The organism is Acetobacter aceti (assembly GCF_002005445.1).
Lineage (GTDB): Bacteria > Pseudomonadota > Alphaproteobacteria > Acetobacterales > Acetobacteraceae > Acetobacter > Acetobacter aceti_B.
Genome location: NZ_CP014692.1, coordinates 2,758,869 through 2,774,845, shown reverse-complemented (window position 1 = coordinate 2,774,845; position 15,977 = coordinate 2,758,869). Strand labels below are relative to the sequence as shown.

The 15,977-nt window shown below is 56.7% G+C and carries 12 protein-coding genes and 1 riboswitch; of the genes, 6 read left to right on the top strand and 6 right to left on the bottom strand.

The genetic code is table 11. From position 1 onward, the window contains the following. Nucleotides 1-14 precede the first annotated feature (14 nt). On the top strand, nt 15-650 hold the full coding sequence (locus tag A0U92_RS12495) for a TetR/AcrR family transcriptional regulator (RefSeq protein ID WP_236748130.1): 636 nt from the start codon (nt 15-17) through the stop codon (nt 648-650). Nucleotides 651-705: 55 nt separating this feature from the next. On the opposite strand, the gene A0U92_RS12490 is transcribed toward A0U92_RS12495, so the two are convergent. Together A0U92_RS12490 and A0U92_RS12485 are read right to left on the bottom strand one after the other, a co-directional pair. Beyond that, nucleotides 706-1,989 carry an NAD(P)/FAD-dependent oxidoreductase gene (locus A0U92_RS12490; RefSeq protein WP_077813507.1) on the bottom strand — a complete coding sequence of 428 codons (1,284 nt, stop codon included), beginning with the start codon at nt 1,987-1,989 and terminating at the stop codon, nt 706-708. A gap of 84 nt (nt 1,990-2,073) precedes the next feature. Beyond that, on the bottom strand, nt 2,074-3,579 hold the full coding sequence (locus A0U92_RS12485; RefSeq protein WP_077813506.1) for an aldehyde dehydrogenase family protein: 1,506 nt from the start codon (nt 3,577-3,579) through the stop codon (nt 2,074-2,076). A gap of 615 nt (nt 3,580-4,194) precedes the next feature. Here A0U92_RS12485 and A0U92_RS12480 point away from each other — a divergent pair. Then, a complete protein-coding gene (locus tag A0U92_RS12480) occupies nt 4,195-5,244 on the top strand; it encodes an aromatic ring-hydroxylating oxygenase subunit alpha (protein WP_077814437.1) in 1,050 nt (349 codons plus the stop codon). Nucleotides 5,245-5,403: 159 nt separating this feature from the next. On the opposite strand, the gene A0U92_RS12475 is transcribed toward A0U92_RS12480, so the two are convergent. From A0U92_RS12475 to gcvT, 4 genes are all read right to left on the bottom strand, one after another. Further along, nucleotides 5,404-5,778, bottom strand: a complete 375-nt coding sequence (locus tag A0U92_RS12475) for a helix-turn-helix domain-containing protein (protein WP_236748129.1) — start codon at nt 5,776-5,778, stop codon at nt 5,404-5,406. A 53-nt stretch (nt 5,779-5,831) separates the two neighbouring features. After that, nucleotides 5,832-8,699 carry an aminomethyl-transferring glycine dehydrogenase gene (gcvP, locus tag A0U92_RS12470; protein ID WP_077813504.1) on the bottom strand — a complete coding sequence of 956 codons (2,868 nt, stop codon included), beginning with the start codon at nt 8,697-8,699 and terminating at the stop codon, nt 5,832-5,834. A 60-nt stretch (nt 8,700-8,759) separates the two neighbouring features. Continuing rightward, nucleotides 8,760-9,125: a glycine cleavage system protein GcvH gene (gene gcvH / locus A0U92_RS12465; RefSeq protein WP_077813503.1), complete on the bottom strand. Its 366-nt coding sequence runs from the start codon at nt 9,123-9,125 to the stop codon at nt 8,760-8,762. Nucleotides 9,126-9,216: 91 nt separating this feature from the next. Continuing rightward, nucleotides 9,217-10,350, bottom strand: coding sequence for a glycine cleavage system aminomethyltransferase GcvT (gcvT, locus tag A0U92_RS12460; protein WP_077813502.1), 1,134 nt, complete (start codon nt 10,348-10,350; stop codon nt 9,217-9,219). Nucleotides 10,351-10,504: 154 nt separating this feature from the next. Further along, nucleotides 10,505-10,594: riboswitch (glycine riboswitch) on the bottom strand. A 440-nt stretch (nt 10,595-11,034) separates the two neighbouring features. On the opposite strand from gcvT, the gene speD reads away from it, so the two are divergent. From speD to A0U92_RS12440, 4 genes are all read left to right on the top strand, one after another. Further along, nucleotides 11,035-11,499: an adenosylmethionine decarboxylase gene (gene speD / locus A0U92_RS12455; RefSeq protein ID WP_077813501.1), complete on the top strand. Its 465-nt coding sequence runs from the start codon at nt 11,035-11,037 to the stop codon at nt 11,497-11,499. A 104-nt stretch (nt 11,500-11,603) separates the two neighbouring features. Further along, a complete protein-coding gene (gene speE / locus A0U92_RS12450) occupies nt 11,604-12,473 on the top strand; it encodes a polyamine aminopropyltransferase (protein ID WP_077813500.1) in 870 nt (289 codons plus the stop codon). Between the two features lie 257 nt (nt 12,474-12,730). Continuing rightward, nucleotides 12,731-13,482 (top strand): IS5 family transposase gene (locus tag A0U92_RS12445; protein ID WP_149026388.1). Its coding sequence is split into 2 segments (ribosomal slippage): nt 12,731-13,061 and nt 13,061-13,482, totalling 753 coding nucleotides; the frame shifts between segments, so codons are not numbered across the junction. 1,086 nt (nt 13,483-14,568) lie between these two features. Further along, nucleotides 14,569-15,963 carry a beta strand repeat-containing protein gene (locus A0U92_RS12440; protein WP_077813499.1) on the top strand — a complete coding sequence of 465 codons (1,395 nt, stop codon included), beginning with the start codon at nt 14,569-14,571 and terminating at the stop codon, nt 15,961-15,963. The last annotated feature ends 14 nt before the right edge of the window (nt 15,964-15,977 follow it).

The following is a 15,977-nucleotide window of genomic DNA, read 5'->3' as shown; positions in this document are numbered from 1 at the left end:
CTGAAAGTCGTGTTTTGTCTGATTCTGTCCTATTTCTCGGAACTCCTGCTGAAGTCCCGGCCCTGTCGCGTCGTGAAGAACGCAGAAGACAGACGCAGGACGCCCTGATCGAGGCTGCGATGCGGCTGTTGGCCGAGAAAGGGTTCGAGAGAACGACAACGGACGAAATTGCCACCGCTGCGGGTATTTCCCGTCGCACCCTGTTCCGGCATTTTCCGACCAAGGCTGATCTGGTTACGGCCTGGACGCAGCAGATGACGGATGTTCTGACGGAACGGGTCCATGCCTGCCCGCCGGAGATGTCTCCTCAGGAGGTGATCCGGGTCGCGCTGGAGGCTGTTGTTCCGCATATGGCCAAAACCCGTGAGGAGGCTCTCGCGTTCGTGCGCCTGATTGAACGGGACCCCGGTCTTCGTTCCGTCAGTCTGCATAAATATGCATGCTGGGAGGATACCCTGACCACGGTGCTGGTGCAGCGCCTTCCGGCCAGCGAGGACAGGACGCTGGCGGCAAGGGTGGCGGCGCGGTCTGGGATTGCCGCTTTCCGGACCGCTGTTGATGAATGGATCAATGTAAAGGGGCGCGTCGGACTGGTGACCCTTATCCGCCGCGTGCTTGCCCTGCAGATCTCCTGCTTCAGAGACGCCTGAAAGTAGCGCGTTCCGCACAGGACTGCTTCCCGGCGCGGAACATCCTGTGGTGATGTCAGTCCAGTCTGACGGACGGACGGACGAGGGAGTCCACCCAGTCCGAGAAGCAGGACATCAATCCACGGGTGAGTCCGTACAGTTCAATCTGATGCTGACGATAGAGCGCGAGATGACCGAGACGGGCGGACAGGCCGTGGAAAACGCCGCCGCCAAAGACGGTGCCGCCCGGTAGGGTACCCCAGCCGTTATAGTTGCCGAGAGCGACAATCGCGCCTTTGTTGTTGAACACGCAGGACGGGACTTCGCGCTTGTCGCGTAGCCATGCCGGCAGATGGCGGGCCAGATGATGCGCCTGCTGACGGGCGACCTGAGCAGTCGGGGGCAGGGGGTCGTTCACAATATAGCTGCAATCGCCCATGGCGAAGATGGCCGGATCATCGACCGTCTGCAGATTGGGATTGATCAGGATCTGGCCCGAGCGGCTGAGAGACAGTCCGCCGAAGCCGCTGGTCACTTCGGGAGCTTTCACTCCTGCCGCCCAGACACGCAGGGTAGCGGGCGCATGGCTGCCGTCTTTCAGACTGAAGCCGTTTTCATCCGCTCCCGACACCATGGCCGAGGTGCGGACTTTCACGCCGATGCGTTCGAGTTCTTTCTGGGCAGCCTCGGAAACCTGTTCCGGGAAGGCGGGCAGGATACGCGGGCCGGCTTCCAGAAGTGTGATGTTCAGGGCAGGGGGTGTCTGGGAGAAGCTGTGCAGGCGAACGAGTTCCAGCGCCTTGTGCAGTTCGGCGGCGAGCTGGGTGCCTGTCGCGCCACCACCAACAATGGCGATGTCGAGCGCGCCGTCGCCTGCATAGGCCCGCAGCAGCTCCATACGGAATTTTTCGTTGAACCCGTTGGCTTCGACAAGATTGTCGATGAACAGGCAATGTTCGGCGACGCCGGGGGTGCCGAAATCATTGGCGCAACTGCCAATGGACAGGATCAGCGCGTCATATTCGACGGTGCGGCCTTCCAGAACCACCGTTCCATCCGAACTGCGGAGTGGACCGAGGACAGCCTGTCGTTTATCCCGGTCTATGCCGATGACCTCGCCTGGCCAGAATTCGAAGTGGTGCTCACTGGCCTGCGCCATGAAACTGATGCGGTCATTCTCGTTCTGGGCCGTGCCCGCTGCGAAACAATGCAGCATCGGCTTCCAGACATGCGAAAAGCTCTTGTCGATCAGGGTGATCCGCGCCTGTCCCTGTTTGCCGAGCGAATTACCCAGACGGGTTGCCAGTGCAAGTCCTGCGACGCCACCGCCAACGATCAGGATTTCGGATTTTTGGCTCATGGTTCTTTCCTGTACTCGCTGTGGAACGTCGGATAAAGGATATAGGGGAGAGGAAGCGCCCTGACACGCTTCCTCCCTGTTGTATCAGAAGAAACCAAGCTTCTTCTCGGAGTAGCTGGTGAGAATGTTCTTGGTCTGCTGATAATGTTCAAGAACCATCTTGTGAGTTTCACGTCCGATGCCGGACTTTTTATAACCGCCGAATGCAGCGCCGGCTGGATACACATGATAGCAGTTCACCCAGACGCGACCGGCTTCAAGACCCTTGGCGGTGCGGTGACAGATGTTGCCGTTACGCGACCAGACGCCTGACCCCAGTCCGAACTCGGTGTCGTTGGCGATGGCGAGTGCCTCGGCTTCATCCTTGAAGGTCGTGACCGCCAGAACCGGGCCAAAGATTTCCTCGCGGAAGATACGCATGTTTCTGTCGCCACGGAACACGGTCGGCTCGACATAGAAACCGTCCTTGAAGGCGTTGCCGAGATCAGGCTTGGCGCCGCCGACCAGAAGCTGGGCTTTGTCCTCATCACGGCCAATGTCGATATATTCCAGAATCTTGTTCTGCTGCATCAGCGAGTTCTGGGCGCCCATCATCGTCTCGGGATCAAGCGGATTGCCCTGCTTGATGGCCTTCACGCGGGGGATGACGCGTTCGATGAATTTCTCGTAGATGGATTCCTGAATCAGCGCCCGGCTGGGGCAGGAGCAGATCTGGCCCTGATTGAGCGCGAACAGGGTGAAGCCTTCCAGCGCCTTGTCGAGATAGTCGTCGTCATGGTCCATGACATCGGCGAAGAAGATGTTTGGTGACTTGCCGCCCAGTTCCAGCGTGGCCGGGATCAGGTTTTCAGCGGCAGCGTGTGCGATCATCTTGCCGGTCGGGGTGGAGCCCGTGAAGGCGATCTTGGCGATACGGGTGCTGTTGGATAGCGCCGCACCGACATCACGGCCCAGACCGTTGACGATGTTCAGCGTTCCCGGCGGAAACAGGTCGCCGATGAGTTCCATCAGCACCAGCATGCTGGCCGGTGTCGTCTCGGCGGGCTTCATGACGACACAGTTGCCTGCGGCCAGTGCCGGAGCCAGCTTCCATGCGCCCATCAGCAGCGGGAAGTTCCAGGGGATGATCTGGCCGACCACACCAAGCGGCTCGTGGAAGTGATAGGCGACCGTATCTTCATTGATATCGGTGATGCCGCCTTCCTGAGCGCGGATACAGCCGGCGAAGTAACGGAAATGGTCGATCGCCAGAGGAATGTCGGCATGCGTCGTTTCACGGATCGGCTTGCCGTTATCCCAGGTCTCGGCGCGCGCCAGAAGCTCAAGATTGGCCTCCATGCGATCGGCGGCCTTGAGGAGGATGTTGGAGCGATCGGCGATGGAGGTGTGAGCCCAACCCTTGAACGCCTTGTGCGCGGCATCCAGAGCCAGTTCGACATCTTCAGCCGTGGACTGCGGCACTTCGCACAGTGTGCGGCCATCCACCGGCGAGATGTTCTTCATGTATTCGCCCTTTACGGGCGCTTTCCACTCACCGCCGATATAGTTACCGTAACGGGATTTGAAAGGAGGTTCCTGTGTAACCGACATGGGTGACTCCGTATGTCTGGTGTGCTGCCTGAGTGAGAAATGGTAGAAATGTAATCAGGACTGCTCTGGTCTTGATAACTGTATTTTTGGATATATTGACGGGAGGGATGCGGCAACGTGGCGAGAGGTAACATAACTGTGATTGGTGGCACTAAGTGCCATTATTATTAATATGAATACCTTTATATATCAATTTGTTAAAGTCAGAATTGAACGTGATAGAAAAAAATTCTGTCACACAGGCACATCAGTCGTCCTCCTGATGGAAGACGAGTCTGATTCTCTCGGGACAGAGGAAATCCAAGCATCAAGCATGGAGTATCAATAAAGGCTTTACCAGATTGGAAAACTGATAATAAAAAATAAAACTTGTTTCAACATCTGCTGAAACAAGGGCTTCCCTGAAGCGATTTGAAAAGATTTACCAAAAATGCCCGCATGACTGAAAGCCTGCGCCACGGGCTGGTTTTGGGAGCAGTCATCAGGTCGAATGCCCTCGCTCAATGCTTTCCGGAAATCGTCGCGACCCTTTCCGACCGGGTCGCAGAACCTCTATTCCGCCTCGCTTCCACACGTGTCATTCTGTTTCCATTATTTTTTGCGGGAGCGACGTACATGGACACAGTCTCCGCCACCCGGTCTGCAGATCTGCCACGGCAATGTACCTTCGATGCATCGGACTGGAATATCCTGGCAGCCTGCTGGCACCCTGTGGCGCTTTCCCGCGAGTTGACGGGCAGCGCCCCGCTTGGGGTGACGCTTCTGGATGCACCGCTCGTGCTGTATCGCAGCGCAGGCTCCATTGTTGTGGCGGATGATCTCTGCCCTCATCGCGGCGTGCCGCTCAGCATGGGAAAATGCAAAGTCGACACGCTGGCCTGCGCCTATCATGGGTTCGAGTTCGGCTCGCATGGGCAGTGTGTGCATATACCGGCTCATCCGGACAGTGCGATACCGAAAAAACTTAACCTGCGCACTTATCCGGCGGTGGAGCGGTATGGACTGATCTGGACATGTCTAAGGCCTGCTGGACATGAACCGGCGATTGCAGACATGCCGCACTGGGATGATGCAGCCTATCAGCAGATTACCTGCCCGTGGATTGATATTGCAGGCTTTGCCGGACGGCAGGTCGAAGGATTTATTGATGTCGCACATTTCGCCTTTGTGCATACGGCGACATTTGCGGACCCTGAAAACGCTGTTGTTCCCAGCTATGTTCCCAAAATGAGATCCTACGGCTTTGAGGCGGAATACCGGAGTTCCGTCGCCAATTATCCGCATGAAATAGAGAATACGGCCCCGGAAGGATTTGAATGGCTGCGTCATTTCCGTGTGCATGTGCCGTTCACGGCCACTCTTGAAATCCATTTTCCAAATGACGAGCGACTGGTCATCATGAATGCGGCCTCGCCAGTGTCGGCGCGCATGACGCGGATGTTCGCGCCAATATGCCGTAATTTCGATACAAATGGCGATGTTGAAGCTGTTTACGAATTCAATCGCCGAGTGTTTGAAGAAGATCGTGCGCTGGTGGAGGCGCAGAAGCCCGAAAACCTGCCGCTCGACCCCGCTCTGGAAGCGCATGTCATGGCTGATCGGAGTTCAATCGCCTATCGGCGGGCGTTACGAAATATGGGACTGAGTCATTTTTTTACAGCGTGAGGAAAGTCCCTTTATTTTTCTACGAAACGGACGGGTCCCGAAGATGCTGTGCCATCTGGCGGGATGAAGGAGGCGGGATTTTACGGCATTGAGCAGGGACTCAAATTGGGAAGACATGGCGTATCCAGAGCCGTTTTCCGATCGTAACCAGTCCGGACGCTATTTTTTCTTGCGATCCAGAATCCGGGCAATAGAGCGCTGCACGGAAAGACGTTCACCCACGTCCAGACTGCGATAGAGCCGTAAAAGGTCAATCTCGTCGATTGTCAGTTGGACCACTGCTTCCTGCGTGGCCATGCCAGTCAGAAAAACTTCGACAGGAACCTCGAACAGTTCGGCAAGGCGGGGAAGGTATTCCTTGACCCGGCCATCCCGATCCGTCTCCCAGTGAGCGATGGCGCTGCGTGAAAGCCCTAGAGCTGCAGCCACCCCCACCTGGGTCATCCCGGCATAGTGCCGCAATGCCCTGATCCGTTGTCCCAAAGTTTCATGACTGCCCAAACGTGCGCCGAGGGCGGAAGGCGCCTTTGTCATTGATCTGGTTATCCCGAAAAAGCGTCAGAATTACGCGCTCGCCCAGATAAAACTCACAAATACGAAGATAGTTCCGGACAGGCGCAGACCAGATTGCGGTCACCGTAGGCATTGTCAATGCGTCCGACCGGGGGCCAGTATTTCGTTGAGGGTGCGACACCTGCCGGGAAGCATCCTTCCGCGCGCTCATAAGCGCGGTCCCAGGCCGTTACCGCCAGATCCCGTGCTGTATGGGGCGCATGACGCAGGGCAGACGCCTCGACTGCAATCACGCCAGTCTCGATCTGACGGATTTCTTCGCGGATCGCCAGCATCGCATCGCAGAATCGGTCAAGTTCACGCTTGCCCTCGGATTCAGTCGGCTCGATCATGAATGTGCCGGGCACCGGAAAACTGACGGTCGGCGCGTGGAAACCGAAATCCACCAGACGCTTGGCGATGTCATCCACGGTCACACCTGTCGCATCCCTGATAGGACGCAGATCGACGATGCATTCATGCGCAACCCGGCCCTTCGTGCCGCGATAGAGGATGGGATAGGCGTCAGAAAGACGGGCCACGATATAGTTCGAATTCAGAATGGCGAGGGTGGTCGCCCGCGCCAGTCCTTCATCCCCCATCAGGCGGATATAGGCCCACGAGATCGGCAGGATCGAGGCCGAACCAAACGGGGCGGCGGACACGGCAAGGTCTTCGCCAAGTTCCGGACGTCCCGGCAGAAACGGTGCGAGATGCGAACGCACCCCAATCGGTCCCATGCCCGGTCCGCCACCGCCATGCGGGATGCAGAATGTCTTGTGCAGGTTGAAATGGCTGACATCCGCGCCATACTTGCCCGGCTGGGACAGGCCGACCTGCGCGTTCATGTTCGCGCCGTCGAGATAGACCTGCCCGCCTGCCTCATGCACCAGCGCACAGATGTCGCGGACGGACTCTTCAAACACACCGTGCGTGGAGGGATAGGTGATCATGATCGCCGCCAGCGTGTCGGCGTGCCGGACGATCTTGGCTTTCAGGTCATCCATATCCACATTGCCGTCATCATCGCATTTCACGACAACGACTTTCATGGCCGCCATCTGCGCGGACGCCGGGTTGGTGCCGTGCGCGGAGGCCGGGATCAGACAGACATCACGCTGCTCCTGACCACGCGCACGATGATAGCCGCGAATGGCCAGCAGCCCCGCATATTCGCCCTGTGCGCCGGAGTTTGGCTGGAGCGACACGGCGTCATAACCGCTGACCGCGCAGAGCCATGACTCAAGATCGCTGAACAGCTCGGTGTAGCCTTCCGTCTGGTCGGCGGGCGCAAATGGATGCAGATCACAGAAGCCGGGCCATGTGATCGGCGTCATCTCGACGGTGGCGTTCAGTTTCATCGTACAGGAGCCGAGCGGAATCATCGTGCGGTCCAGCGCCAGATCCTTGTCGGCGAGGCGACGCAGATAGCGCAGCATGTCCGTCTCGGAATGATAGGACGAAAAGACGGCCTGCTGTAGAAAGGATTTTTCGCGGAACAGCCCATCGGGAATGTCGGAAGACAGGCCGGGCGTCGGATCTGCCGCCGCAGCGAGCGCTTCCGTTGGGCAATCCGGATCGAAGCAGCGCCAGACAGCCTCAATCACTTCCGGCGTGGTGGTTTCGTCAAGCGAGAGACCAATCACACCCTCGCCGACGCGACGGAAATTCATGCCTGCGGCAATGGCGCTCTGGTGAATTTCTTGAGCTTTTTCAGGTGTAACGCGAACTGTCAGCGTGTCGAACACGGCTGTTGTCTGCACCTCTACACCGAGCGCACGCAAACCGGACGCCAGAGCCGCTGTCAGTCCAGCAACGCGTTCCGCGATGGCTTTCAGACCTTCCGGACCGTGATAGACGGCATACATGGCGGCGATATTGGCGAGCAGAACTTGCGCCGTGCAGATGTTTGACGTCGCCTTTTCGCGGCGGATATGCTGTTCGCGGGTCTGGAGCGCCAGACGGTAGGCAGGCTGTCCTGCGGCATCCACCGACACGCCGACCAGACGGCCCGGCATATTGCGCTTGTAGGCGTCGCGCACCGCCATGTAAGCCGCGTGCGGACCGCCAAAGCCCATCGGGACGCCGAAACGCTGCATGGAGCCGATGGCGATATCCGCCCCGAGTTCACCGGGAGATTTCAGAAGGGTGAGCGCCAGCGGATCGGCTGCGATGACGGCAATCGCACCGGCTTCATGCAGGGATTCAATGGCCGCCCGTGGATCGCGCACCGCACCGGACGTGCCGGGATAGGAAAACAGCGCTCCGAACACGGTGGACGCATCCAGATCGTGCCCGATGTCGCCAACGAGGATCTCGAAACCGAACGGCTCCGCACGGGTCCGCAGAACGGCCAGTGTCTGAGGATGCGTGTCGGCATCGACAAAGAATATGTTCGACCTGCTCTTCGCCACGCGCCTGGCCAGCGCCATGGCTTCCGCTGCTGCCGTCGCTTCATCCAGCAGAGAGGCGTTGGCGATATCGAGGCCGGTCAGTTCCGTCACCAGCGTCTGGAAGTTCAGCAGCGCTTCGAGACGACCCTGGCTGATTTCCGGCTGATACGGCGTGTAGGCTGTGTACCACGCAGGATTTTCCAGAATATTGCGCTGGATAACTCCTGGCAGCACCGTGCCGTAATAACCCTGACCGATCAGTGAGGTCATGACCCTGTTGCGTCCGGCAATCTCACGCAACCGCGCCAGCACCTCGACCTCGGACCAGCCACGTCCGATGCCCATGGGCTCTTTCGAACGGATGGAGGCGGGCATCGTTTCTTCGCGCAGCACCTCTTCGCTGGAAGCGCCGACGGCCCCCAGCATGGCCGCGATCTCGGCTTCGCGTGGACCGATATGGCGGGAGGCAAAAGCGTCGGAAGGCGGCAGGAGGCTGGACCAGGATGGCACGGATTGTCCCCGTATCAGGAAGAAAGTTTCAAAATGCAGATGCTGAGGAAGCGCCTGTGATCAGCCGATCAGCGCTGCGTAGGCATCGGCATCCATGAGGTCGGCAAGCTGCGCCTTGTTTGTCAGCGTCATTTTCAGCATCCAGCCATTCCCTTCAGGATCATTGCTGATCAGTTCGGGGTTGCCCGCAAGATCCGGATTGCCTTCGAGGATAACGCCGTCGACGGGCGCATAGACATCGGATGCGGCCTTGACGGATTCCACGACGGCGACGGAGTCGCCCTGCTGCAGATCGTTGGCCGAGACGTTCAGCTCGAAGAATACGATTTCGCCCAGTTCTCCGGCGGCATGTTTCGTGATGCCGACAACGGCGACATCACCTTCAACGCGCAGCCACTCGTGCTCTTTTGTAAAGTAAAGCGTCATCCCACTCTCTCCACTTTCTCCGGACGTTCATTGTCACGGAGAAGAAAATCTTTTGCTGGCGCGGGATAATCCTGCGCCGGCTCACTCAGTTTCAGCGTTTGAAGCCGGGCGGTACGAACGGCATGGCGGCAACCGTCACCGGAATGCGACGGCCACGCAGTTCAGCGAAAATCTTTGTGCCTGCCAGCATATAACCAGTCTCGACATAACCCATGGCGACCGGGGCCTGAAGTGTCGGGCCGAAGGCGCCCGAAGTCACCACGCCGATCGAGGCGCCGCCTTCGCTGTCAGCGAACAGTGCGGCCCCGTGTCTCACGGGTGCGCGCCCTTCAGCCAGAAGCCCAACGCGGCGACGGCTGGCGCCATGCTCAAGCTGAGCCAGAACCAGATCGGCCCCCGGGAAACCGCCCGCGCGAGCGCCACCACTGCGACGCGCCTTCTGGATCGCCCATTCCAGCGCGCCTTCCACAGGCGTCGTCGTTTCATCGAGGTCGGAGCCGTAGAGGCAGAGACCCGCTTCAAGCCGCAGGCTGTCACGGGCGCCAAGACCGATCGGCTTCACTTCCGCTTGCGCCAACAGGGCTTCCGCAATCCGTTCGGCTGCTGTCGCCGGAACGCTGATCTCGAAGCCATCCTCGCCTGTGTAGCCGGAGCGCGTGACGATCACCTCAGCGCCATCCAGCTGACCCGTTTTTGCGTCCATGAATTTCATGGACACCACATCTGGCATCAGCCGTTCCAGAGCGGTCACAGCCTGTGGTCCCTGCAAGGCCAGCAGCGCCCGGTCTTCCAGTGGCTGCACCGTGCACTCAGACGAGAGTGCGCGCTGCATCAACGCAATATCCCGAGCCTTGCAGGCTGCATTAACGACGACGAGGAACCACGTCTCCATGTTGACGATCATCAGGTCGTCCAGGATTCCGCCAGCATCATTCGTAAGAAAACCGTAGCGTTGCCGTCCCGGTTTCAGCCCCAGAACATCGACCGGCACGACCCGTTCGAGTGCGAGCGCCACGCGATCCATGTCGCCGTCGATGGGATGCAGCGCGACCTGTCCCATGTGGGAGACGTCGAACAGCCCGGCGTGAGCCCGTGTATGCTGATGCTCGGCCATGATGCCGTCTGCATACTGTAACGGCATGGCGTAACCGGCGAAGGGGACCATCTTCGCGCCGTAATTTTCATGGAGCGAGAAAAGAGGGGTGTGCCGCAGGGTTTCGCTCATTGGCGCACCATGGAAGCACAGAGAAAAATCGCCTGATACATTATAAGAACGCTCCCAATGCCGGATAATCCGGTTCAGTCCAGCGCCCCTTCTGTCCGTTTGCCTGAGATCGCTATCCCGTCGGCGGGCGCTCGAAGCGCCACTCTCCAGAATGTCCAGTCACAGGGTCCTTCTGCCTGAGAGTTTCCAGGGCGGTTGCTCCTTCGGCGCCGGTTCAGAACCGGTCTCTCCCTCTGTGATGTCTGATCATCTCGCATTCCACCCTGTCGCTGTCAAACAAATCCTGACGGATGGAGAACAGTCTCAAGAGTGAAAACGGGCTTGTAGGCTGAACATGGCCGTCGCATGATCTGATTCCGCGTTCTGCACGTTAAATCGATGACAGCAGGGTCTGCTGGGAGTGAGGGATTCATCCGCTATGTCTGCGTGGCAGGCTTGTGTCATGAGACGTGTCGGAGAAGCCCGCGCAGAATAAGCGATCTGCATATCGCGCAGAGTAAATGATCTGAATATAGTGTCAGATTTTCCAAACCATTCTGGCCGGTGATGTGACGCCTTGAAAGTGTCATGAAAATAAACGCAGAATTTTCTTGCGTGAGAAGAATAAACGCCTTATCCACCGCGCTTCGTAGCCCAAGGGGGCAATTTTGCCCAACAGGCTGTCTACTGGTTTTGGGGTACGTCATGAACGCACTTGCTCAACTGGGGATGGTCTCGGAACTCCCGAGAAATAACCAGACTGTCGCCACCGCTGACTCCTGTGAGGATGAGCGTAAGGATTACTTCGTCGAACGTGACGGCGAGAAATTTGCAGGCACGCATCTGCTTGTGGATCTGTGGGAGGCTACAAACCTCGACGATCCGGCAAAGATCGACGCTACGTTGTGCGAAGCCGCTCTCGCAGCCGGGGCTACAATCCTGCATAGCCATTTCCACCATTTTTCTCCGAACGGTGGCGTATCGGGCGTGGTGGTGCTGGCTGAAAGCCACATTTCCATTCATACATGGCCCGAGCGCAATTTCGCTGCCGTGGACATCTTCATGTGCGGCGCATGTGATCCGAATCTGTCCATTCCGGTGATGCAGCGGCTCTTTCAGGCAGGCCGTGTGCTTGTTGACGAGCAGCGTCGGGGGCGCGTTTCGGTCTGATCCGGACCGGAACATCATTATATTCTCAGCTCTGACACCTCCCTGCACAGACCTTTCTGGTCTGGGCAGGGAGGGTGCGGCTGTCTTGAATCTGTGGAGGCTGCATGTCTGAGCAGTGGCTGAACGAAGAACTGTACGAGAACTGGGGACAAAGATTCCGGGTCGGCAAAGAGCTTGCCCGTGTCAAAAGCCCTTTTCAGGATATCGTTGTTTTCGAAAGTGATTCCCATGGCCGCGTGCTTATGCTCGATGGTGTGGTGCAGATCACGGAAGCCGACGAGTTCGTCTATCAGGAAATGCTGACGCATGTTCCGCTGTTCACTCACCCGGACCCGCGGCGTGTGTTGATCATCGGCGCGGGCGATGGTGGCGTTCTTCGGCGTGTGCTTGAGCACAAAGCCGTTGAAAAGGCTGTGATGGTGGAGATCGACGGCGCGGTTATCGAGCTGTCCAAGCAGCATCTGCCAAAGATCGCCGGGGAAGCATGGAATGACGCCCGTGCGGACGTGATCGTTGGCGATGGTATCGCTTACGTGGCGGAAGCGCCGGATGCCTCCTTCGATGTCATCATTGTCGATAGCACCGATCCCATTGGTGTGGGTGAAGTGCTCTTCACGGATTCGTTCTATGAGCATTGCGCCCGGATACTTGGACCGAATGGTCTGATTGTGAATCAGTGTGGCGTACCGTTCATGCAGGCGGATGAACTGCATGAGACGAGTCTTCGTCGGGCCAAGTTCTTCCCACAGGTGTCTGCCTATGTCGCGGCTGTTCCGACTTATGTCGGAGGTTTCATGACATTGGGCATCGCCTCAAAGGGCACTGATCCGACATTGCAGAATGTCGCCTCCGTCAGGAAGCGTGCCGAACAGTCAGGCGTTCTGGGTAATACCCGGTATTGGACACCCGAAATTCATGTCGGTTCGTTCAATCTGCCGCCTTATATTGCAAAGCACTTGCCCATCAAGGGCTGATGGATCAATCCCGCCCTGCTTTCCTATGAGCCGTTGAGGCCACGTCTCGACGGCTGAGGTGTCGGTTTTGCGATGAATGAGTGTTCTTGCGGACCTCATTCATGCGCTGTGCAGATTTTATCCAATTTATGGGGCAAACTGGTCTGCTGAGCCGAGAAGCGTTGCGGAACCAGATTTCGTGCGCGCCGAACTGGTGCGCATGTGGGCTAAGGTCTGTGGGGATTCACAAAGAGCTTGAGATATGATTCAAGCTCTGGATGGAACGTTTTGTGCTGACGGACGCCCAATGGGCGCAGATTGAACCTCACTGTCTTGGCAAATTGACAGATCCAGGACGGAGTGGTCGAAACAACCGCCTTTTTATGGAAGCAGTGCTGTGGATTGTACGAACAGGTAGTCCCTGGCGTGACCTTCCTGCCGTATTTGGCAATTGGAGCACGGCCTTCCGTCGCTTCAGCGACTGGCGGAACACTGATGTCTTCAAAAGGATTTTCGATGCCCTGTCTGGCGATCCGGACATGGAGTATGTCATGGTCGATGCAACGATCGTGAAAGTTCACCGTCATGGTCAGGGCGCAAAAGGGGGACTCAGAGCCAGGCCATAGGGCGCTCGAAAGGCGGCATGACGACGAAGATTCTCGCGCTGACGGATGCTCTGGGCAATCTGGTGCGCTTTCGCCTGATGCCCGGCCAACGCTTTGACAGCGTGGACGTGCCACCGTTGATTGACGGTCTCGAATTCGACGCTTTCATCGCAGACAAGGCATTCGACAGCAACAGCATCATTGCCGATCTTGATGAAAGGGGCGCCACGGTTGTCATTTCCCAGCATCCGAGGCGCTCAAAGCCACTGCCGCTGGATCGCGAAATATACAAATGGCGTCATCTGATCGAGAACTTCTTCTGTAAACTCAAGGAATTTAAACGTATCGCGATGCGGGCCGACAAAACAGACAAAAGCTTCAGCGCCATGATCTATCTCGTCGCAGCTATCATTCATTCACGATGAATCCCCACAAACCTTAGCTGGTCCTATGGTTTTAGACCCGACCTGCTTGCCATTGGGATCGTTTAACCGGAACCGGCGATGGTGCGCTTGAAATAACAAGCTGCTTTCCCTTGAGAAAACGGGCTAATCCACAGGTCGTGTTTCTGATGATCCCGGCGTTCGTTATGTCTTGCAAAAGTATAATGCTGCTTTGTTCCTGTCCGGAAAGCGCTTTCACTGAGTGGTCTCGTTTCCATCTTTCTGAGCTGGATGAAAAACAGGCTGAGAGAGAACGTTTTTGGCTGGCGCGCCGAGGCTTGCGGCTTCTCTTTTCCGACAGTGAAATGAGATTGCAGACATCCTTAAAACGGTGAGGTCGTTACGAATCCTATCTTTAAGATCGGGTGCCCTATGCGAGATATGGCTGCAGACCGGATTCGAATCCTCACTGTAAGGCCCTGTTAAATGGGCTAAAAAAGACGCTCAACCTTCCTGGTCGTGGTCCGGGTAGAGGTGAGAGCCGCATCCAGGGTGATTTTGTGGCTGCAAGGCCGAAGCCGTGAAAATGGTTTTGCCCCGATCGTTGCGAGTCTGCATTACAATTGAGATTCTCACGCCGGGAACAAGAGGCTGAATTTCAAAAATGGAGGTCTTGGGCGAGGGGGGATTGCCGACAAAATGATTGTGAGGGGAGTCTGCAACAGAAAATCCAGGAAGACTGTTGTGGAAATGGGATGTATGAACGAAAAAAATACCTGAAATACAAAAATATATATGTTTAGTATTTTTAATAATTTCTATTTTTAGAAAAAATATATTTGTACACAATTGCAAATAGTGATTACAGTAAACATTAAGTATTTTTATTCTTGTGGATGATTTTTCTGTCCATACACGTTCTGTATGGAGAGGCGGTGAGTCATTAAGGGTGGTTTCCTGCGGGTTCCGACTGGTCCAGAAGCCCTGAATGTCACGCTTTTTTTTTGGTCTGTCCCCCTTCTTTTTTGTTGCTTGTCTGTCTTTCTTTTAATACAACCACCAGTAACGGAATACAGCCTGCGTGAGTTGCTGCGACGGATCATGTAGGTGCAACAAAGGAACTGACGAATGCCATTGATCACCGTTCAGGGCGCGTCTGCCGGGGCACATGTTGTTGTCACGGTTGATGGTGCTCTAACAGGCCAGCTGGCTAACCTGGTCTCAGAGTTCAGCAGCACACTTACAGGAGAAATCGGGGCGATTGATGGTGTCAATCTCGTTCCGGGTTCAACCTCTTTCAGCGGAAACGGTATCGGCTACGGCGTCGCAACTGTGGCGGGTTCCTACTCAGTGACGGGTAGCGTTGGCGCAATCGTTTTCGGTGGCGCAGTCGGATCAGGCGTTCCCAGCGTCCACACCCAGATCGATGCTTCGGGTGTGACTTCAAACTTCGTCAGCGTTGAAGGTGGTTCAACCGGTGGCGTGCAGTTTCAGGCCGGTAGCGCTTCGGGTCTGTTCATCGCAGGTGCGGGTAACAACGCCTTCACCGGTGATCAGCTTTCAAAAGCCAGCAACTGGATGGTGCTGACAGGTTCGGGTAACGATACGGTTATCGCAGGCGCGGGTGAGAGCACGATCAACGCGGGTGCTGGCGATAACTTTGTCAATATCACCAATGGCACCAATACCGTTTATTCATATGGGCATGACACCATTTTCGGTGGGAATTGCGCTGGCAACCAGACTGTTTCGCTTTACGGCGGCAGCTCTTTCGTTACGGTTGGCAAGAATTCCTACGTTGAGAACGTTGCTGGCGCAGGTGCCGGCAACTCGATCACAGTTGGTGGTGGCTCCACAGTAGTTGGTGGTACCAATGACAAAATCTCTCTGAACGGTGGCATTTCCACGGTTCTGACAGGTGTGGGCGATACGATTTCCGCCAGTGGTGATGCGTGGGTCCAGTATGCTATCAATGCTGACGTCAGTGTCGCCGGGTCTCTGACCTTTGTCGGCGGCTATGGCACCAGCACCGTTACGGCTGGGCAGGCCACGATCTTCGGCGCAGACTCGATGAACGTCATCCTGAATGCCACAGGTTCGGGTCGTTCGGTCTTCTCTGGCGGATCGGGCAATGAGACACTGAACGCTTCTGGTTCGACAGCCGGTATTGCCGCTTTCGGTAATAACGCAGGAACGACGGGTTCGCAGGTATTCATGGGTGGCACGGGCGCTGATACGCTTGTTGCCGGCGTGGGCAATGCGACAATGTCGGGTGGTTCCGGTGCAGCCAACATCTTCGCATTCCGCGACGGTATTGCTGGTGGCAATTATGTGATCACCGACTTCAACTCAGCTGTTGGCAACACGGTTGCTCTGCTGAACTACACACAGACCGAACTGCAGAACGCTCTGGCAAGCCAGACCAACGCTAATGGTTCTTCGACGCTTAAACTGGATGATGGCACAACCATCCTGTTCCAGAATGTTACAAGCCTCAATTCAGGTGATTTCCAGATCTGGTAATCCCGGATTATTGG